Annotated in this window: 18 protein-coding genes and 1 pseudogene; 16 read left to right on the top strand and 3 right to left on the bottom strand. The window is 40.6% G+C overall.

The annotated features are described in order from the left end of the window. Nucleotides 1-22 precede the first annotated feature (22 nt). The gene (locus tag NMM26_RS00875; RefSeq protein WP_254754175.1) at nucleotides 23-592 is read right to left on the bottom strand and encodes a CYTH domain-containing protein; all 570 of its coding nucleotides are present in this window, start codon (nucleotides 590-592) and stop codon (nucleotides 23-25) included. A gap of 128 nt (nucleotides 593-720) precedes the next feature. Between NMM26_RS00875 and NMM26_RS00870 the strand changes: the two genes are divergently transcribed. The 11 genes and pseudogenes from NMM26_RS00870 to NMM26_RS00820 form a co-directional block, all read left to right on the top strand. After that, a complete protein-coding gene (locus NMM26_RS00870) occupies nucleotides 721-1,392 on the top strand; it encodes a GTP pyrophosphokinase family protein (protein ID WP_254754176.1) in 672 nt (223 codons plus the stop codon). Beyond that, nucleotides 1,376-2,194, top strand: a complete 819-nt coding sequence (locus NMM26_RS00865) for an NAD kinase (protein ID WP_254754177.1) — start codon at nucleotides 1,376-1,378, stop codon at nucleotides 2,192-2,194. Before NMM26_RS00870 ends, NMM26_RS00865 begins: the two co-directional genes overlap by 17 nt. Beyond that, nucleotides 2,191-3,087, top strand: coding sequence for an RluA family pseudouridine synthase (locus NMM26_RS00860; RefSeq protein WP_254754178.1), 897 nt, complete (start codon nucleotides 2,191-2,193; stop codon nucleotides 3,085-3,087). The genes NMM26_RS00865 and NMM26_RS00860 overlap by 4 nt, the downstream gene beginning before the upstream one ends. Before the next feature lie 43 nt (nucleotides 3,088-3,130). After that, nucleotides 3,131-4,105, top strand: coding sequence for a phosphate acetyltransferase (gene pta, locus NMM26_RS00855; protein WP_000451571.1), 975 nt, complete (start codon nucleotides 3,131-3,133; stop codon nucleotides 4,103-4,105). A 188-nt stretch (nucleotides 4,106-4,293) separates the two neighbouring features. Next, nucleotides 4,294-5,469, top strand: coding sequence for an A/G-specific adenine glycosylase (gene mutY, locus NMM26_RS00850; RefSeq protein ID WP_238096162.1), 1,176 nt, complete (start codon nucleotides 4,294-4,296; stop codon nucleotides 5,467-5,469). Between the two features lie 55 nt (nucleotides 5,470-5,524). After that, complete coding sequence (gene yycF, locus NMM26_RS00845) at nucleotides 5,525-6,232, top strand: response regulator YycF (RefSeq protein ID WP_033685152.1); 708 nt, start codon at nucleotides 5,525-5,527, stop codon at nucleotides 6,230-6,232. Then, a complete protein-coding gene (gene vicK / locus NMM26_RS00840) occupies nucleotides 6,225-7,583 on the top strand; it encodes a cell wall metabolism sensor histidine kinase VicK (protein ID WP_254754179.1) in 1,359 nt (452 codons plus the stop codon). Before yycF ends, vicK begins: the two co-directional genes overlap by 8 nt. After that, nucleotides 7,576-8,385: an MBL fold metallo-hydrolase gene (locus NMM26_RS00835; RefSeq protein WP_004254224.1), complete on the top strand. Its 810-nt coding sequence runs from the start codon at nucleotides 7,576-7,578 to the stop codon at nucleotides 8,383-8,385. Before vicK ends, NMM26_RS00835 begins: the two co-directional genes overlap by 8 nt. A 90-nt stretch (nucleotides 8,386-8,475) precedes the next feature. Continuing rightward, complete coding sequence (gene relB, locus NMM26_RS00830; protein WP_000208079.1) at nucleotides 8,476-8,718, top strand: type II toxin-antitoxin system RelB family antitoxin; 243 nt, start codon at nucleotides 8,476-8,478, stop codon at nucleotides 8,716-8,718. A gap of 1 nt (nucleotide 8,719) precedes the next feature. Continuing rightward, complete coding sequence (locus tag NMM26_RS00825; protein WP_004239453.1) at nucleotides 8,720-8,974, top strand: type II toxin-antitoxin system RelE/ParE family toxin; 255 nt, start codon at nucleotides 8,720-8,722, stop codon at nucleotides 8,972-8,974. Nucleotides 8,975-8,989: 15 nt separating this feature from the next. Further along, nucleotides 8,990-9,694 (top strand): annotated as a pseudogene (locus NMM26_RS00820) (potassium channel family protein); the annotation flags it as partial. Between the two features lie 37 nt (nucleotides 9,695-9,731). Here the strand turns inward: NMM26_RS00820 and NMM26_RS00815 are convergent. Continuing rightward, nucleotides 9,732-10,079: a thiol reductase thioredoxin gene (locus NMM26_RS00815; RefSeq protein ID WP_000434630.1), complete on the bottom strand. Its 348-nt coding sequence runs from the start codon at nucleotides 10,077-10,079 to the stop codon at nucleotides 9,732-9,734. A gap of 111 nt (nucleotides 10,080-10,190) precedes the next feature. Next, nucleotides 10,191-11,909: a phospho-sugar mutase gene (locus NMM26_RS00810; protein WP_000121686.1), complete on the bottom strand. Its 1,719-nt coding sequence runs from the start codon at nucleotides 11,907-11,909 to the stop codon at nucleotides 10,191-10,193. A gap of 153 nt (nucleotides 11,910-12,062) precedes the next feature. Here NMM26_RS00810 and NMM26_RS00805 point away from each other — a divergent pair, with 153 nt between their 5' ends. From NMM26_RS00805 to pulA, 5 genes are all read left to right on the top strand, one after another. Continuing rightward, a complete protein-coding gene (locus NMM26_RS00805; RefSeq protein WP_254754180.1) occupies nucleotides 12,063-13,964 on the top strand; it encodes an ABC-F family ATP-binding cassette domain-containing protein in 1,902 nt (633 codons plus the stop codon). 2 nt (nucleotides 13,965-13,966) lie between these two features. Further along, nucleotides 13,967-14,830: an XRE/MutR family transcriptional regulator gene (locus NMM26_RS00800; protein WP_000400536.1), complete on the top strand. Its 864-nt coding sequence runs from the start codon at nucleotides 13,967-13,969 to the stop codon at nucleotides 14,828-14,830. Nucleotides 14,831-14,909: 79 nt separating this feature from the next. Further along, the gene (locus NMM26_RS00795) at nucleotides 14,910-16,088 is read left to right on the top strand and encodes an MFS transporter (RefSeq protein WP_001083041.1); all 1,179 of its coding nucleotides are present in this window, start codon (nucleotides 14,910-14,912) and stop codon (nucleotides 16,086-16,088) included. Between the two features lie 92 nt (nucleotides 16,089-16,180). Next, nucleotides 16,181-18,139 (top strand): NAD-dependent DNA ligase LigA, encoded by a 1,959-nt coding sequence (ligA, locus tag NMM26_RS00790; protein ID WP_001042564.1) that lies wholly within the window; start codon nucleotides 16,181-16,183, stop codon nucleotides 18,137-18,139. A gap of 116 nt (nucleotides 18,140-18,255) precedes the next feature. After that, nucleotides 18,256-20,535, top strand: coding sequence for a type I pullulanase (pulA, locus tag NMM26_RS00785; RefSeq protein WP_000283055.1), 2,280 nt, complete (start codon nucleotides 18,256-18,258; stop codon nucleotides 20,533-20,535). Nucleotides 20,536-20,586: the final 51 nt, after the last annotated feature.

Raw genomic sequence — 20,586 nt, 5'->3', positions numbered from 1 at the left:
TTATCAAAAAATAGAGATTATTTCAGCTATTTTTCATGCTTTTGACAAATCGGACCAATTTTGAGGGAGCTTTTTGGTAGGAAATCTGATTATCCTCTAAAAATTGTTGGAAATCCTGTTTGCCTTGCTCGTGATTTTCCACTTCAAGCTCTAATTCGTAATCTGTAATATCAAAGTACTGACTCTCATCCAGTGCCATGAGACCAATAGCTGTTTGCATTTCATAGCGAAGCGTTGTGAGACAACCAAGCACATGCCACTCACTAGTTTGGATACCATGTTTCGCTAATTCATCAAGAACCAGCCCCTGAGGAAGTTCTTCCTTGATCAGATAGTTTTCAGCATCTTTTAGTTGCAATTTTTGGTTGTATTCCATGTTTCCAACACTTTGCGGGACTTTGAGTGTCAATTCTGCCCAGTCTTCAAAGGTTCGAATGCGCATAGCGACTTTCTTTTCTCGCAGTTCAAAATCAGGCGTGTCGATGTAGTAATTTTTTTGAAGAACAGGAGTGACACCTGTGAACTGGTCTTTTAGACGATTGTATTCATCTTTTTTCAATAGTGTTTTCAATTCAATTTCTAAATGTTTCAATTTTCTTACCTTTTCTTTATCAATGAAAGCGGATTTATGGTATAATAAGCATTGTATTTATTGTATATGAATCTGGAGAAAAAATCAAAGATATTTTTGAAGGATAATATGAGAACAAGGGAGAATATATGACCTTAGAATGGGAAGAATTTCTAGATCCTTACATTCAAGCTGTTGGTGAGTTAAAAATTAAACTTCGTGGTATTCGTAAGCAATATCGTAAACAAAATAAGCATTCTCCGATTGAGTTTGTGACTGGTCGAGTCAAGCCAATTGAGAGCATCAAGGAAAAAATGGCTCGTCGTGGCATTACTTATGCGACCTTAGAACCCGATTTGCAGGATATTGCTGGTTTGCGTGTGATGGTCCAGTTTGTAGATGACGTCCAAGAAGTTGTGGCTATTTTGCGTAAACGTCAGGATATGCGGATCATACAGGAGCGCGATTACATTACTCATCGAAAGGCTTCGGGCTACCGTTCCTACCATGTGGTAGTAGAATATACGGTTGACACCATCAATGGAGCCAAGACCATTTTAGCAGAAATTCAAATTCGTACCTTGGCTATGAATTTTTGGGCAACGATAGAACATTCTCTCAACTACAAGTACCAAGGGGATTTCCCAGAGGAGATAAAGAAGCGACTGGAAATCACGGCCAAGATTGCTCATCAGTTGGATGAAGAAATGGGTAAAATTCGTGATGATATTCAAGAAGCTCAGGCCCTTTTTGATCCTTTGAGCAGAAAATTAAATGATGGTGTAGGGAACAGTGACGATACAGATGAAGAATACAGGTAAACGAATTGACCTGATAGCTAATAGAAAACCACAGAGTCAAAGGGTTTTGTATGAATTGCGAGATCGTTTGAAGAGAAATCAGTTTATACTCAATGATACCAATCCAGATATCGTTATTTCCATTGGTGGGGATGGCATGCTTTTGTCGGCCTTTCATAAGTACGAAAATCAACTTGATAAGGTCCGCTTTATCGGAGTTCATACTGGACATTTGGGCTTCTATACGGACTACCGTGATTTTGAGTTGGACAAGCTAGTGACTAATTTGCAACTAGATACCGGAGCAAGAGTCTCTTACCCTGTTCTGAATGTGAAGGTCTTTCTTGAAAATGGTGAAGTTAAGATTTTCAGAGCACTAAATGAAGCCAGTATCCGCAGGTCTGATCGAACCATGGTGGCGGATGTTGTGATTAACGGTGTCCACTTTGAACGTTTTCGTGGAGATGGGCTGACAGTTTCGACACCGACTGGTAGTACAGCCTATAACAAATCACTTGGCGGAGCTGTTTTACACCCAACCATTGAAGCTTTACAATTAACGGAAATTGCTAGCCTTAATAATCGTGTCTATCGAACCCTGGGCTCTTCCATTATTGTTCCTAAGAAGGATAAGATTGAACTCATTCCAACGAGAAACGATTACCATACTATTTCGGTTGACAATAGCGTGTATTCTTTCCGTAATATTGGGCGTATTGAGTATCAAATCGACCATCATAAGATTCACTTTGTCGCATCACCTAGCCATACCAGTTTCTGGAACCGCGTTAAGGATGCTTTTATCGGCGAGGTGGATGAATGAGGTTTGAATTTATCGCAGATGAACATGTCAAGGTTAAGACCTTTTTGAAAAAGCATGAGGTTTCTAAGGGGCTTCTGGCCAAGATTAAGTTTCGAGGTGGAGCTATTCTGGTCAATGATCAACCACAAAATGCAACCTATCTATTGGATATTGGAGACCTTGTTATCATCGATATTCCTGCTGAGGAAGGTTTTGAAACTCTAGAAGCTATCGAGAGACCATTAGACATTCTCTATGAGGATGATCATTTTCTAGTTTTAAATAAACCCTATGGAGTGGCTTCTATTCCTAGTGTCAATCACTCCAATACCATTGCCAATTTTATCAAGGGTTACTACGTCAAGCAAAAATATGAAAATCAGCAGGTTCACATTGTAACTAGACTTGATAGAGATACTTCTGGCTTGATGCTCTTTGCTAAGCACGGCTATGCCCATGCACGATTAGACAAGCAGTTGCAGAAGAAATCTATCGAGAAACGCTACTTTGCCTTAGTTAAAGGTGATGGATATTTGGAATCAAAGGGTGAAATTATTGCTCCGATTGCGCGTGATGAAGACTCTATTATTACCAGACGCGTAGCTAAAGGTGGAAAGTATGCTCATACTTCTTACAAGATTGTAGCATCTTATGGGAATATTCATTTGGTAGACATTCGCCTGCACACTGGTCGAACCCACCAAATCCGAGTCCATTTTTCTCATATTGGTTTTCCTTTGTTGGGAGATGACTTGTACGGTGGTAGTCTAGACGATGGAATTCAGCGCCAGGCCCTACATTGTCATTCCTTAACTTTTTATCATCCATTTTTAGAGCAAGACTTGCAGTTAGAAAGTCCCTTGCCGAATGATTTTAGCAACCTTATTACCCAGTTATCAACTAATACTCTATAAAAACAGTTTCAGAGTATAATTATTATCTAAAAGGAGAAAACTCATGGAAGTTTTTGAAAGTCTCAAAGCCAACTTGGTTGGTAAAAATGCTCGTATCGTTCTCCCTGAAGGGGAAGAACCTCGTATTCTTCAAGCGACTAAACGCCTGGTAAAAGAAACAGAAGTGATTCCTGTTTTGCTTGGAAATCCTGAAAAAATTAAAATTTATCTTGAAATCGAAGGTATTGAGGACGGTTATGAAGTCATCGACCCTCAACACTACGATAAATTTGAAGAAATGGTTGCTGCTTTAGTGGAGCGTCGCAAGGGCAAAATGTCTGAAGAAGATGCACGCAAGGTTTTGGTTGAAGATGTCAACTATTTTGGTGTTATGTTGGTTTACTTGGGCTTGGTTGATGGAATGGTGTCAGGAGCGATTCACTCAACAGCTTCAACAGTTCGTCCAGCTCTTCAAATCATCAAAACTCGTCCAAATGTAACTCGTACTTCAGGTGCCTTCCTCATGGTTCGTGGTACGGAGCGTTACCTCTTTGGGGACTGTGCCATCAATATCAATCCAGACGCTGAAGCCTTGGCTGAAATTGCAATCAACTCAGCAATTACAGCTAAGATGTTTGGAATCGAGCCTAAAATTGCTATGCTAAGCTATTCTACTAAAGGTTCAGGATTTGGAGAAAGCGTTGATAAGGTTGTTGAAGCAACTAAAATTGCTCACGACTTGCGCCCTGACCTTGAAATCGATGGTGAGTTGCAATTTGATGCAGCCTTTGTTCCTGAAACTGCAGCTTTGAAAGCTCCTGGAAGTACAGTAGCTGGTCAAGCAAATGTCTTCATCTTCCCAGGTATCGAGGCAGGAAATATCGGCTACAAGATGGCCGAACGTCTCGGTGGTTTTGCGGCTGTTGGTCCTGTTTTGCAAGGTTTGAACAAGCCAGTTAACGACCTTTCTCGTGGATGTAATGCTGATGATGTTTACAAGTTAACACTTATCACAGCAGCCCAGGCAGTTCATCAATAAGATTTAGTCCTCTTTCCCTTGGGAAGAGGCTTTTTATACTCAATGAAAATCAAAGAGCAAACTAGGAAACTAGCCGCAGGCTGTACTTGAGTACGGCAAGGCGACGTTGACGTGGTTTGAATTTGATTTTCGAAGAGTACTAATACTAGGAAAAGGACAGTTAGAATCTTCTGTGTTATACTAGAAATATGTTAGATTTGAAAGAATACGGTATCGTCATGTGGCCAGAGGAGAAGATTGTTTCTTTTCGTGAGAAACTTCTTTCCTGGTATGATGAAAACAAAAGAGATTTACCGTGGCGTAGAAGTAAAAATCCTTATCATATATGGGTGTCTGAAATTATGCTCCAGCAGACTAGGGTGGATACGGTTATTCCCTATTACGAACGATTCTTGGACTGGTTTCCAACAGTGGAAAGTTTGGCAACTGCCCCTGAAGAACGTTTGTTGAAGGCTTGGGAAGGTTTGGGTTATTATTCTCGAGTTCGTAATATGCAGGCTGCAGCTCAGCAGATTATGGCTGACTTTGGTGGTCAATTTCCAAACACCTATGAAGGAATTTCCAGCTTGAAAGGAATTGGACCTTACACAGCAGGAGCGATTTCCAGTATTGCTTTTAACTTGCCTGAGCCAGCTGTAGATGGTAATGTCATGCGAGTGCTGGCACGTCTGTTTGAAGTTAATCATGATATCGGAATTCCTAGCAATCGCAAAATTTTTCAGGCAATGATGGAAATCTTGATTGACCCAGAAAGGCCTGGTGACTTTAATCAAGCCTTGATGGACTTGGGCTCAGATATTGAGGCACCTGTAAATCCCAGACCAGAAGAAAGCCCAATTAAGGACTTTAGTGCAGCATATCAGAATGGAACCATGAACCGTTATCCAATCAAGGCTCCAAAGAAAAAGCCTGTTCCTATTTATCTTAAAGCCTTAGTTGTGAACAATTCTCAGGGACAATTTTTACTTGAAAAGAATGAAAGTGAAAAGCTATTGGCAGGTTTTTGGCATTTCCCACTGGTAGAAGTAGGTGACTTTTCGCAAGAGGAGCAGTTTGACCTCTTCCATCAGGTTGCAGAAGAAAGTGTGAATTTTGGACCCAGTCCAGAAGAGAGTTTCCAGCAGGACTATGACCTAGATGTTGATTGGCTTGATATTTATTTTGACACTGTTAAGCATGTCTTTAGTCATCGCAAGTGGCATGTTCAAATTGTAGCAGGTCAGGTGACTGACTTCCAGGATTTTTCAGATAGGGAAGTTCGCTGGCTTTCACCAGAAGAGTTCAAGGATGTTCCACTTGCCAAACCCCAACAAAAAATCTGGCAGGCTTATGCACAAGCTAAGTTAGACAGTAGCAAAGACTAGCTATTGTGTTTTCTTGTTATTTTTTTGATATAATAGTAGAGAAAAAGGTGAACAAATGAAAAAAATATTAATTGTAGATGATGAAAAACCAATCTCGGATATTATCAAGTTTAATATGACCAAGGAAGGTTACGAGGTTGTAACTGCTTTTAATGGTCGTGAAGCGCTAGAGCAATATGAAGCAGAGCAACCAGATATTATTATTCTGGATTTGATGCTTCCAGAAATTGATGGTTTAGAAGTTGCTAAGACTATTCGCAAGACTAGTAGTGTACCTATTATCATGCTTTCAGCTAAAGACAGTGAATTTGATAAGGTTATCGGTTTAGAGCTTGGTGCAGATGACTATGTAACCAAACCCTTCTCAAATCGTGAGTTGCAGGCGCGTGTTAAAGCTCTCCTTCGTCGCACGGACTTGGCTTCTGTAGATAATCAAGAGTCAGATGAAAAGAAAACCCAACCCTTGCAAATTGGGGACTTGGAGATTGTGCCAGATGCTTATGTAGCTAAAAAATACGGTGAAGAACTAGACTTAACCCACCGTGAATTTGAGCTCTTGTACCACTTGGCTTCTCATATTGGTCAAGTGATTACCCGTGAACACTTGCTTGAAACGGTCTGGGGTTATGATTATTTTGGAGATGTTCGGACTGTTGACGTAACTATCAGACGTTTGCGTGAGAAGATTGAAGATACACCAAGTCGTCCAGAGTATATCCTAACACGTCGCGGTGTTGGTTATTATATGAGAAATAATGATTAAACTAATAAAAGACACAGTTTTAACCAGTGATTTTATCTTTATCCTCATTCTACTTGGCTTTATTTTAGTTGTGACCTTGCTTTTACTAGAAAATCGTAGGGATAACATTCGGTTGAAGCAAATCAATCAAAAGGTAAAGGACCTGATTGCAGGAGATTATTCTCAGGTATTGGATATGCAGGGAAGCTCTGAAATCACTAATATTACCAATAATCTTAATGATTTATCAGAAGTAATCCGCTTGACCCAAGAAAATCTGGAACAAGAGAGTAAACGATTACACAGTATCCTCTCATACATGACAGACGGAGTTCTTGCGACCAATCGTCGTGGCAAGATTACTATGATTAACGACATGGCCAAGAAACAGCTAGGTGTTCAGAAGGAAGAGGTTCTCAATAAAAGTATTCTAGAATTGCTTCAGATTGAAGATGAGTATGAACTTCGTGATTTGATTACCCAAATTCCTGAGCTCATGATTGATTCTCAGGATGACAATGGTGAATATCTGAGCCTTCGTGTACGTTTTGCCTTGGTTCGTCGTGAGTCTGGCTTTATTTCTGGTTTGGTTGCTGTTTTACACGATACGACGGAGCAGGAGAAGGAGGAGCGCGAACGGAGACTCTTTGTTTCGAACGTTAGTCATGAGCTACGGACGCCTCTGACTAGTGTAAAATCCTATCTTGAAGCCTTGGATGAGGGTGCCTTGTCAGAACCTGTCGCACCAGATTTTATCAAGGTGTCTCTAGACGAAACCAACCGTATGATGCGAATGGTGACAGACCTTCTTCATCTTTCACGTATTGATAATGCAACCAGTCATCTAGATGTCGAACTGATTAACTTTACTGCCTTTATTACCTTTATTCTTAACCGTTTTGATAAGATGAGGGGATCAGATGAAGAGAAGAAATACGAATTGGTTAGAGATTATCCGATTACCTCTGTCTGGATTGAAATTGATACAGATAAGATGACGCAGGTGATTGATAATATTCTCAACAATGCCATTAAATATTCTCCAGATGGTGGAAAAATCACAGTGACCATGAAGACAACTGATGATCAGATGATTTTGTCTATCTCAGACCAAGGATTGGGTATTCCTAAGCAGGATTTGCCACGTATCTTTGACCGTTTCTACCGTGTGGATCGTGCTAGAAGTCGTGCCCAAGGTGGAACTGGGCTAGGTCTAGCTATTGCTAAAGAAATTATCAAACAGCATAATGGTTTTATTTGGGCCAAGAGTATATATGGTAAGGGATCAACCTTTACCATTGTGCTCCCTTATGATAAGGATGCAGTGAAGGAAGAAGTATGGGAGGACGAAATAGAAGACCAGAATGAGTGAAACAGGCTTTAAATACAGTATTTTAGCGTCGGGTTCCAGTGGAAATTCCTTTTATCTGGAAACGCCAAAAAAGAAACTTTTAGTGGATGCAGGCTTATCTGGTAAGAAAATCACCAGCCTACTTGCTGAAATAAATCGCAAGCCAGAAGACTTGGATGCCATCTTGATTACCCATGAGCATTCTGACCATATCCATGGAGTCGGTGTGTTGGCTCGCAAGTATGGTATGGATTTGTATGCCAATGAAAAGACCTGGCAGGCTATGGAAAATAGCAAGTATCTTGGCAAGGTGGATGCCTCGCAAAAGCATATCTTTGAAATGGGTAAAACCAAAACCTTTGGAGATATCGACATTGAGAGTTTTGGTGTTAGCCATGATGCGGTCGCACCTCAGTTCTATCGCTTTATGAAGGATGACAAGAGTTTTGTCCTTTTGACAGATACAGGTTATGTTAGTGACCGTATGGCAGGAATTGTCGAGAATGCAGATGGCTATCTTATCGAGTCCAACCATGATGTAGAGATTTTGCGAGCAGGTTCTTACGCTTGGCGACTCAAACAACGAATCCTATCGGATCTGGGTCACCTTTCTAACGAGGACGGTGCTGAAGCTATGATTCGTACCTTGGGAAACCGCACTAAGAAAATCTACCTTGGTCATTTATCTAAGGAGAACAATATCAAGGAACTGGCTCATATGACCATGGTAAATCAGTTGGCTCAAGCTGATCTTGGAGTTGGGATAGACTTTAAGGTATATGATACCTCACCAGATACCGCAACACCATTGACAGATATATAGAAAGAACGCTAAGAAGGTGTTCTTTTTATATTGACTGAACACCTAAAAAGTAATACAATGGTGTTACTATTAAAAAAGGGAGTGCAAAAGATGACTACTATTACATTAAAAGTTTCTGAAGCTGATAAAACATTTATGAAAGCAATGGCTAAGTTTGAAGGGGTTTCCCTGTCGGAACTTATCCGCACCAAAACTCTTGAAGCTCTAGAAGATGAATACGATGCTCGTGTGGCAGATTTAGCCTATCAAGAGTATTTAGAAGACTTGGAAAAAGGAGTTGAACCCATTACTTGGGAAGAAATGATGCATGATTTAGGCTTGGAGGATGAATAATTTGTATAAATTAGTTCCAACAAGACGTTTCATCAAGCAATTGAAAAAATTGGATCGTTATACGCAGAAGATAATTACAAACTATTTACAAACCAATGTTTTGGAAGACCCAAGACGACACGGAAAGGCTTTGGTTGGTAATCGCGTTGGTCAATGGCGCTATAGAATTGGTAATTATCGAGTTATCGTACAAATTGTAGATGATGAATTAGTCATTGCTACTTTAGAAGTTGGTCATCGGAGAGATATTTATTGAATTAAAGTTGAGTATATTCTGGTATTACTTGGATTTGCTGAGATGATTGATTTAGACAGTCCTCCATACAGTATTATTGACTTGCTACTTTGGTTTGTGTTTGTGGTAGATTATGGTTGGCGGTTCTTTTCAAGTAAAGCAAAATGGAGGTTTATACTTGAAAATATCTTTGACTTGTTAGCTATCCTTCCTTTAAATGCTATTTTTACAGTATTGCGATTAGGGCGTATCTTCCGCTTAGCAAGGCTGACAAAATTACTGAAACTGACTCGTTTACTTAGAATAATTGGACTTACAGGTAAATTAGAAAGAAAAATTAGTAGATTCTTACGGACAAATGGCCTGATTTATATCTTGTATGTTAATATTTTTATTGTTCTAGTAGGAAGTTCAATTTTATCTGTAGTTGAAGAAAAATCTTTCTCAGATAGTCTTTGGTGGGCTCTTGTGACAGTAACCACTGTTGGTTATGGTGATATTGTTCCAGTTTCCCTTTTTGGGAAATGGCTAGCTTTTTTATTAATGTTGGTAGGGATTAGTACAATAGGAATGTTAACAAGTGCCTTGACGAACTTTTTTGTAAAAGATAATCCAGATGAACAGATAAAACTTGATAAACTCCAAGACGAATTATCGGGCCAAAGAATATTAATAGAGAAACAATCTGAGAAAATCGAAGAACTGCATCGGATGATACAAGATTTGCTTGAAAAAACGTAATTTTGACCATTTAAAAACCACTCGATGAGTGGCTTTTTTACAATCCAGCGAAATCTTTGATTTCTTGTGCTGACATTGAAGAGTCGCAACGGACATTGATTTGTCCATCCGCAATGTGAACAAATCCTGGTACAGTTGGGATTCCGTAGCGTGAGCGGAATGCTTGCAACTCATTGAGTTGGCTTGGTTCTTCACTGTTGATGAAGTAGATGTGAGCTTTAGTGTCAGCTACGACACCTGCCAAGGTACCAGCAAATTTACGGCAGTAAGGGCAAGTTTTGCGACCGATAAAGAAGGTTGCAGTTTCTTTTTTATCAAGAGCTTCTTCCGCACGCGCTACTGTAGTGACTTCAAGGTCTTTGATATTATCTAAAAATTGTTCCATGAGATTACCTCGCTTTCATTGATAAGTCTAGTATGCCATAAAGTTTCTAAAATTGCTTAGATTTGATACGAAAAAAAGATGAGATTGGTTGGTCTCATCTTTTATAGGGCTTTATTTTACAAAAGCATTGATTTCTGCTTCGATGTTAGCGATTTTAGCTTGTGATTCTTCGTTGGTTTCACCTACAACTGCAATGTAGAACTTGATTTTTGGTTCTGTACCTGAAGGGCGAACAGCAATCCATGAACCGTCAGCAAGTGTGTATTTCAAAACATCACTTGGAGGAGTTGTCAAATTTGTAACAGTACCGTCAGCAGCAGTGGCAGTTTGAGCCTTGAAGTCTTCTACTACAGTGATAGCTGTTGCATTCCATTCTTTTGGAGCGTTGTTACGGAATTTAGCCATAATCGCTTTGATTTGTTCAGCACCATCAACACCTGAAAGGGTAACAGAGATAGTTTTTTCTGCGTAGTAGCCGTATTCTTTGTAGATTTCTTCGATACCGTCAGCAAGTGTCAAACCACGAGAACGGTAGTAGGCAGCAAGTTCAGCAACGACAAGAACGGCTTGAATAGCGTCTTTATCACGTACGAAAGGTTTAATCAAGTAACCGAAGCTTTCTTCAAATCCCATCATGTATGTGTGATTGTGTTTTTCTTCGAATTCTTGGATTTTTTCAGCGATAAATTTGAAACCTGTCAAAACGTTGAACATAGTTGCGCCGTAGCTTTCAGCAATCTTCGTTACCAAGTCAGTTGATACGATAGATTTGCAGAGGGCTGCATTTTCAGGAAGAGTTCCAGCGTTTTTGTGGGCTTCCAAGATGTATTTAGCCATGATGGCACCGATTTGGTTACCTGAAAGGTTGAGGTAGCTACCATCTTTTTGAAGAACTTCAACACCAACACGGTCAGCATCAGGGTCAGTTGCGACAAGAACGTCTGCACCAACTTGACGACCAAGTTCTTCAGCAAGTGCAAAGGCTGCTTGGCTTTCTGGGTTTGGCGATTTTACAGTTGAGAAGTCTGGGTCAGCAGTTGCTTGCGCTTCAACGACTTGAACAGAGTCAAATCCTGCTTGGGCAAGAGCACGACGAGCCAACATTTCACCAGTACCATGAAGTGGTGTGTAGACAATCTTCATGTCTTTACCGAATTCTTCAATCAAGGCTGGGTTGATGTTTACGTCCTTAACCTCTTTAAGGTATTCTACGTCAACAGCTTCGCCGATAACTTCAATCAAGCCAGAAGCTTTTTCAGCTTCCACATCAGCAACTTCTACCGCAAATGGATTTTCGATTGCACGGATATAAGTAGTCAAAGCGTCTGCGTCGTGTGGGGGCATTTGTCCACCGTCTTCACCGTAAACCTTGTAACCGTTAAATGGTGCAGGGTTGTGGCTGGCTGTGACCATGATACCCGCGAAACAGTTGAGGTGACGAACTGCAAATGATAGTTCTGGAGTTGGACGAAGGCTTTCAAATACATAAGATTTGATGCCGTGTTTAGCAAGAACTGCCGCAGATTCAAAGGCAAACTCTGGTGAGAAGTGACGGCTATCGTAGGCGATTGCGACACCACGTTCTTTTTCGTTTCCACCTTTTGACTCAATCAAACGAGCCAAACCTTCAGTAGCTTGGCGAACAACGTAGATGTTGATGCGGTTTGTACCAGCACCAATCAAGCCACGCATACCTGCAGTACCAAATTCAAGATTTGTATAGAAGGCATCTTCCTTAGTTTTTTCGTCCATATTTTCCAAATCTTGACGAAGGTAGTCAGGAAGCTCCGCAAAATCAACCCATTTCTGGTAATTTTCTTGGTAAGACATTAAAATTCTCCTTTTTGTAAATTGTTTTAACCGTTCACATTATAGCACTTTTTAGCGTTTTAGTAAAACGGTAGCATAATTTTCAGAAAAGTAGTGACATATGCCTGTTTATCAAGTCTTGAATGCCTTAGGGAAACATGCTATACTACTTGTATGATTATTTTACAAGCTAATAAAATTGAACGTTCTTTTGCAGGAGAGGTTCTTTTTGATAATATCAACCTGCAGGTTGATGAACGAGACAGGATTGCTCTTGTTGGGAAAAATGGAGCAGGTAAGTCTACTCTTTTGAAGATTTTGGTTGGAGAAGAGGAGCCAACTAGTGGAGAAATCAATAAGAAAAAAGATATTTCTCTGTCTTACCTAGCCCAAGATAGCCGTTTTGAGTCTGAAAATACCATCTACGATGAGATGCTTCATGTCTTTGATGACCTGCGTCGGACTGAGCAACAACTGCGTCAGATGGAACTGGAGATGGGTGAAAAGTCTGGTGAAGATTTAGAGAAACTGATGTCAGATTACGACCGCTTATCTGAGAATTTTCGCCAAGCAGGTGGCTTTACCTTTGAAGCTGATATACGAGCGATTTTGAATGGATTCAAATTTGATGAATCTATGTGGCAGATGAAAATTGCTGAGCTTTCTGGTGGTCAAAATACTCGCTTGGCACTTGCTAAAATGCTTCTTGAAAAGCCAAATCTCTTGGTATTGGATGAGCCAACCAACCACTTGGATATCGAAACTATTGCTTGGCTAGAGAATTACTTGGTAAACTATAGTGGCGCACTCATTATTGTCAGCCACGACCGTTATTTCTTAGACAAGGTTGCGACAATTACGCTAGATTTGACCAAGCATTCCTTGGATCGTTATGTGGGCAATTACTCTCGTTTTGTCGAGCTGAAGGAGCAAAAACTAGCTACTGAGGCAAAAAACTATGAAAAGCAGCAGAAGGAGATCGCTGCTCTGGAAGACTTTGTCAATCGCAATCTAGTCCGAGCTTCAACGACCAAACGTGCCCAATCTCGCCGAAAACAACTGGAAAAAATGGAACGTTTGGACAAGCCTGAAGCTGGTAAGAAATCAGCCAACATGACCTTCCAGTCTGAAAAAACGTCTGGTAATGTTGTTTTGACTGTTGAAAATGCGGCTGTTGGCTATGACGGGGAAGTCTTGTCACAACCGATTAACCTAGACCTTCGTAAGATGAATGCTGTCGCTATCGTTGGTCCCAATGGTATTGGCAAGTCAACCTTTATTAAATCAATCGTGGACCAGATTCCTTTTATCAAGGGTGAGAAGCGCTTTGGCGCCAATGTTGAGGTTGGTTACTATGACCAAACCCAAAGCAAGCTGACACCAAGTAATACTGTACTGGATGAACTCTGGAATGATTTTAAACTGACACCAGAAGTTGAAATTCGTAACCGTCTAGGTGCCTTCCTTTTCTCAGGAGATGATGTTAAAAAATCAGTCGGCATGCTGTCTGGTGGCGAGAAAGCCCGTTTACTTCTGGCTAAACTTTCCATGGAAAACAACAACTTCTTGATTCTGGATGAGCCAACCAACCACTTGGATATTGATAGCAAGGAAGTGTTGGAAAATGCCTTGATTGACTTTGATGGAACTCTTCTATTCGTCAGTCACGACCGTTACTTTATCAATCGTGTGGCAACTCATGTACTGGAATTGTCTGAGAATGGATCAACTCTCTATCTTGGAGATTACGACTACTATGTCGAGAAGAAAGCAGAAGTAGAAATGATTCAAACTGAGGAAATTTCAACTACTAATCAAGCAAAAGAAGCAAGTCCAGTTAATGACTATCAAGCTCAGAAAGAAAGTCAAAAAGAAGCCCGTAAACTCATGCGACAAATCGAAAGTCTAGAAGCTGAAATCGAAGAGTTAGAAAGTCAAAGCCAAGACATTTCTGAACAAATGTTGGAAACAAACGATGCCGGCAAACTGGTGGAATTGCAGGCTGAACTGGACAAAATCAGCCATCGTCAGGAAGAAGCTATGCTTGAGTGGGAAGAATTATCAGAGCAGGTGTAAAGATGGAACATCTTGGAAAAGTATTTCGTGAATTTCGGACAAGTGGAAATTATTCTTTAAAGGAGGCGGCAGGGGAGTCCTGTTCAACTTCTCAGTTATCTCGCTTTGAGCTTGGGGAGTCTGATCTAGCAGTCTCACGTTTCTTTGATATTTTGGATAACATTCATGTCACAATCGAAAATTTCATGGATAAGGCTAGGGATTTTCATAATCATGAACATGTTGCCATGATGGGACAAATTATTCCGCTTTACTACTCAAATGATATTGCAGGTTTTCAAAAGCTTCAAGAAGAACAACTTGAAAAGACTAAGAGTTCGACAAATCCCCTCTATTTTGAGCTGAACTGGATTTTGCTACAGGGTCTGATTTGTCAAAGAGATTTGAGTTATGATATGAAGCAGGATGATTTGGATAAGGTAGCAGATTATCTCTTCAAAACAGAAGAATGGACCATGTATGAGTTGATTCTTTTCGGGAACCTCTATAGTTTCTACGATGTGGACTATGTCACACGGATTGGTAGAGAAGTTATGGAGAGGGAAGAATTTTACCAAGAGATTGGGCGTCATAAGAGATTAGTGTTGATTTTGGCTCTCAATTGTTACCAGCATTGTTTAGAACATCTTTCTTTTGACAATGCAAGCTATTTTGAGACTTATACAGAGAAGATTATTGGCAAAAACATTAGTCTGTATGAACGAAATATTTTACATTACCTAAAAGGCTTTGCCTTATATCAAAAAGGACAGTGTAAAGAAGGCTGTAAGCAGATGCAAGAGGCCATGCATATTTTTGATGTGCTAGGTCTTCCAGAGCAAGTAGCCTACTATCAGGAACACTACGAAAAATTTGTCAAAGATTAATTTTCCCAAATAAGGGAAAAATGAAAAAGCTCCTTTCGGTTTTGATACAATAGTTTCAAAATTTGAGAGGAGTTTTTATATGAATCGCTATGCAGTACAGTTGATTAGCCGTGGAGCTGTTAATAAGATAGGGAATATGCTCTATGATTATGGAAATAGTGTCTGGTTGGCTTCCATGGGGACTATCGGGCAGACTGTTTTAGGAATGTATCAGATTTCTGAACTCGTCACATCCATTCTGATCAATCCCTTTGGCGGAGTTATTTCAGACCGTTTTTCTCGTCGTAAGATTTTAATGACGACAGACCTTGTTTGTGGGATTCTTTGTCTGGCTATTTCTTTTATAAGGAATGACAGCTGGATGATTGGAGCTTTGATTTTTGCCAACATTGTTCAGGCTATTGCTTTTGCCTTTTCTAGACCTGCAAATAAGGCCATTATCACAGAATTGGTAGAGAAGGATGAATTGGTCCTCTACAATTCTCGTTTGGAGTTGGTGATGCAGGTTGTCAGTGTGAGTTCCCCTGTACTTTCTTTTCTGGTTTTACAATTCGCAAGTCTTCGCATTACCTTGGTATTAGATGCCCTTAGTTTTTTTCTCGCTTTTGGCTTGGTAGCCCTGCTTCCCAAAAAAGAAGAGAAGACTTTGGTGGAGAAGAAACTTACATTAAAAGTTATTTGTGCTGATATCAAGGAGGGAGTTCACTATATTGTGAAGCAAAGGGAAATCTTCTTTTTACTAGTCATGGCTTCAAGTGTCAATTTTTTCTTTGCAGCTTTTAATTACCTCCTTCCCTTTTCAAATCAACTCTATGGAGTACAAGGTGCCTATGCTACTATTTTAACAATGGGTGCTATTGGGTCTATTGTTGGGGCGCTGCTAGCTAGTAAGATTAAAGCCAGTATGGGAATGCTTCTGTTTTTATTGGCTCTAACTGGACTTGGGGTAATGATAATGGGATTTACCCTCCCATCTTATCTTACTTTTTCAGGGAATTTCATTTGTGAACTCTTTATGACGATTTTCAATATTCACTTTTTTACTCAAGTACAAACCAAGGTTGAAGGTGAATATCTGGGAAGAGTTCTCAGTTCGATTTATACCTTAGCTATACTATTTATGCCTATAGTAACAGGTTTAATGACCTTTCTTCCAAGTGTCCATCTTTATTCTTTCTTGATTATAGGACTTGGAGTTGTCGTTTTATCTTTCTTAGCTCTAGGCTATGTTCGAACCCGTTTTGAAAAAGAGACATAAGACTGTTTGAGTTTTAAAAATAATTCCAATCTGAGTGTTTTTTCCGCCCTTCTCGTTTGTGAGGAGGGCTTAGTTTATGGTAAAATGGTTTTATGAATAAAAGAATGAATGAGTTAGTCGCCTTACTCAATCGCTATGCGACTGAGTATTATAGCAGCGACAATCCGTCGGTTTCAGATAGTGAGTATGACCGCCTTTACCGTGAGTTGGTCGAGTTGGAGGCTGCCTATCCAGATCAAGTATTAGCAGACAGTCCGACCCATCGTGTTGGTGGCAAGGTTTTAGATGGTTTTGAAAAATACAGTCATCAGTATCCTCTTTATAGTTTGCAGGATGCTTTTTCACGTGAGGAGCTTGAAGCTTTTGATGCGCGTGTTCGTAAGGAAGTGGCTCATCCGACCTATATTTGTGAGCTGAAAATCGATGGCTTATCTATCTCGCTGACTTATGAAAAGGGGATTTTCGTTGTTGGGGCAACGCGTGGAGATGGTTCTGTTGGGGAGAACATCACAGAAAACCTCAAGCGTGTTAAGGACATTCCTTTGACCTTGCCAGAAGAACTAGATATCACAGTTCGTGGGGAATGTTACATGCCACGCGCTTCTTTTGACCAGGTTAACCAAGCTCGCCAAGAAAATGGAGAGTCTGAATTTGCCAATCCTCGTAATGCGGCAGCAGGAACTCTGCGTCAGCTGGATACAGCAGTAGTAGCCAAGCGTAACCTTGCCACTTTCCTCTATCAAGAAGCCAGTCCGTCAACTCGTGATAGCCAAGAAAAGGTTTTGAAGCACCTAGAACAACTAGGTTTTGTGGTTAATCCTAAGCGAATTCTGGCTGAAAGCATGGATGAGATTTGGGATTTTATCCAAGAAGTAGGACAGGAACGGGACAATCTGCCTTATGATATCGATGGGGTGGTGATTAAGGTCAATGACCTAGCAGGTCAAGAAGAACTTGGCTTTACCGTTAAGGCTCCAAAGTGGGCTGTAGCCTACAAGTTTCCTGCTGAGGAAAAAGAAGCTCAGCTTCTATCAGTTGACTGGACTGTGGGGCGTACTGGTGTTGTGACCCCAACTGCCAACCTGACTCCTGTTCAGCTTGCTGGTACAACTGTTAGCCGTGCGACCCTACACAATGTGGACTATATTGCTGAAAAAGATATCCGAAAAGACGATACGGTTATCGTTTATAAGGCTGGGGACATCATCCCTGCCGTTTTACGTGTGGTAGAGTCCAAACGGGTTTCTGAAGAGAAACTAGATATCCCTACAAACTGCCCAAGTTGTGGTTCTGACTTGTTGCACTTTGAAGATGAAGTGGCCCTTCGTTGTATCAATCCGCGTTGCCCTGCCCAAATCATGGAAGGTTTGATTCACTTTGCTTCTCGTGATGCTATGAATATTACAGGCCTTGGTCCATCTATTGTTGAGAAGCTTTTCGCAGCCAATTTGGTTAAGGATGTGGCGGATATTTACCGATTACAAGAAGAAGATTTCCTCCTTTTAGAGGGGGTTAAGGAAAAGTCTGCTTCTAAACTGTATCAAGCCATTCAAGCATCTAAGGAAAATTCTGCCGAGAAGCTCTTGTTTGGTTTGGGAATTCGTCATGTCGGAAGCAAGGCCAGTCAGCTCTTACTTCAACATTTTCATTCAATTGAAAATCTGGCTCAGGCAGATCCAGAGGAAGTGGCTAGTATTGAAAGTCTGGGTGGTGTGATTGCCAAAAGTCTTCAGACTTATTTTGCGACAGAAGGCTCTGAAATTCTCCTAAGAGAATTGAAAGAAGCTGGGGTCAATCTGGATTATAAAGGTCAGACAGTAGTAGCGGGTGCAGCCTTGTCAGGCTTGACCGTTGTATTGACTGGAAAATTGGAACGTCTCAAGCGCTCAGAAGCTAAAAGTAAACTCGAAAGTCTGGGTGCCAAAGTGACAGGTAGTGTTTCTAAAAAGACCGACCTTGTCGTTGCAGGAGCAGATGCTGGAAGTAAACTTCAAAAAGCACAAGAACTTGGTATCGAAGTTCGAGATGAAGCTTGGCTAGAAAGTTTGTAATGATCGTTTAAAATCAGAGTTTAGATAATATAACTATGTTTGTTAATTGAGACGAGATTTACAAAAAATTATTAGTAAAATAGAAAGAAAATAGAAGTAAAAAGGAAAAATATAAAATGTATAACTACCCCATGCGCATTCATTACCATCGTAAGAATGGAGAATACGACACTTGCTCTTTTGTGAAAAGTCAGGATCAACGGATTGATTTGCTGACCTACAAAGAAGATTATTTTGGCGCCTTATTTAGTTTCGAACACCCAAGCGCTCATGCCTTAGAAAGCTTGAATTTTGTGGTTCACACAGGCCAAACCAGTAAAGAATATGCTATCCGTTTTAATCACTATCCCCTCTTAACAGAGGTCTGGATTTTGGAAGGGGATGATAGGATTTATTACTCTGAAAATCCTGCTATTGCAAGTCCTTTCTATAAGAATCAAAATCCTTTTGCCTTTGATAAGGCCATTAACAGTGCTAGTTTTGATCACCATTGGGGCTACCAAGGGGAATTGGGTTGCCGTGTAGAGGACAATCAGGCTCATTTTGCTCTCTGGGCTCCAACAGCGACAGAAGTGCAGGTTGTCGTTTATGAATCAGCTACTAATGATTCACCTATTTGGAAGACTTTTGATATGGAGAGAGGTAACAGCTACTCCTATAATCATAAGGACAATACAATCGGTGTCTGGAGTTTGGATGTTGAGGAAGATTTGACTGGTAAGGCTTATCAGTATCAAGTTCAATTTCCCCATCACCAAAGTCTTACTCGCGACCCATACACTATCGCAACCAGTCCTGATGGCAAACGTTCAGCTATCCTGAGCCATGAAGAAAAGCAAGTTGAAAACTTTGAGGTTAAGCACGGTTCTGATGCTACTTGGCGCTTGGCAAATCCATGTAAGGCAGTTATTTGTGAAATGCACATTCGTGATTTGACCAAATCACCGACATCAGGTGTGGATGAACATCTTCGAGGAACTTTCTTGGGTGCTGCCCAGACTGGAACGGTTAACCAGTATGGTCAGTCAACTGCTTTTGATTACATCAAGAAGCTGGGTTATAATTATGTTCAATTGCAACCAATTGCAGACCGTCACAAAGAATACGATGAGGATGGGAATGTAACCTACAACTGGGGTTATGATCCACAAAACTATAACGCACCAGAGACAAGCCTTTCAACCAATCCAGATGATCCAGCTCAGGTCATTCGTGATTTGAAGACCATGGTTCAAGCCTATCACGATGCGGGTATTGGTGTCATTATGGATGTGGTCTATAACCATACCTTCTCAGTTGTTGATGCACCTTTCCAAACAACTGTCCCTGATTACTATTATCGTATGAATCCAGACGGTACTTTCCAGAATGGAACGGGTGTTGGAAATGAAACAGCCAGTGAACACGAAATGTTCCGCAAGTATATGATTAATTCTCTTCTATACTGGGTGCAGGAATACAATATTGACGGCTTCCGTTTTGATTTGATGGGGATTCATGATGTCAAGACCATGCAGATGATTCGTCAGAGCTTGGATGAAATTGACCCTAACATTATCCTTTATGGAGAAGGTTGGGATATGGGAACAGGTCTTGCCCCTTATGATAAGGCTAAGAAAGACAATGCCTACCAGATGCCAAATATCGGTTTCTTTAACGACAATCAGCGTGATGCTGTCAAAGGTGGAGAAGTTTATGGTGCTATCAAGTCAGGTTTTGTTAGTGGTGCTGCTACGGAGCCAATTCTAGCCAAAGCAATCCTAGGAAGTCGTGAATTAGGAACCTATACACATCCAAACCAAGTGCTTAACTATGTAGAGGCCCATGACAATTACAATCTTCACGATTTGTTGGCAACCCTACATCCAGACCAAAGTTCAGAGCAAATCATGCGCAAGGTCGAAACTGCTACAGCCATGAATCTGCTCATGCAGGGGATGGCCTTTATGGAAATCGGTCAAGAATTTGGTCGTACCAAACTTGTTGCGACTGGTGAAAATGGTGAGCTGACCCATGATGATAGAGAACGTGCTATGAATAGCTATAATGCTCCTGATAGCGTGAATCAAGTGAACTGGGACTTGCTTAATGAGCGTCAAGATAGTATTGAGTTTATTCGTCAGATGATTCGATTGAAGACAGAAAGCAGTGCCTTTTCTTACCCAACTTATGATGAGATTTACCATCATGTTTTTGTTCATTCAGCCCACGAACATAGTGGTTGGATTGTCTATGAGATTCAAGGGGAAGACCATTTACTGGTTGTATTTAATGCTAAAGGGCAAGACTTCCAGTTTGAAAATGCTGGAAATCTAGAACTATTGGTGACCAATAGCCATTTAAGTGATAAAGACATGGTTGGTGGTGTCAGTGCCAGCGTCTTTAAAGTTTTGTAGAATAGATTTACGATTTAAATTCATTTGTGGTACTTTATCTTTTAATAAAAT

Source organism: Streptococcus sp. CF7_Ac1-8 (genome assembly GCF_024295435.1).
GTDB classification, from domain to species: domain Bacteria; phylum Bacillota; class Bacilli; order Lactobacillales; family Streptococcaceae; genus Streptococcus; species Streptococcus mitis_AP.
Note: the sequence above shows the minus strand (reverse complement) of the source record. Positions and strands in the feature narration are given on the sequence as shown.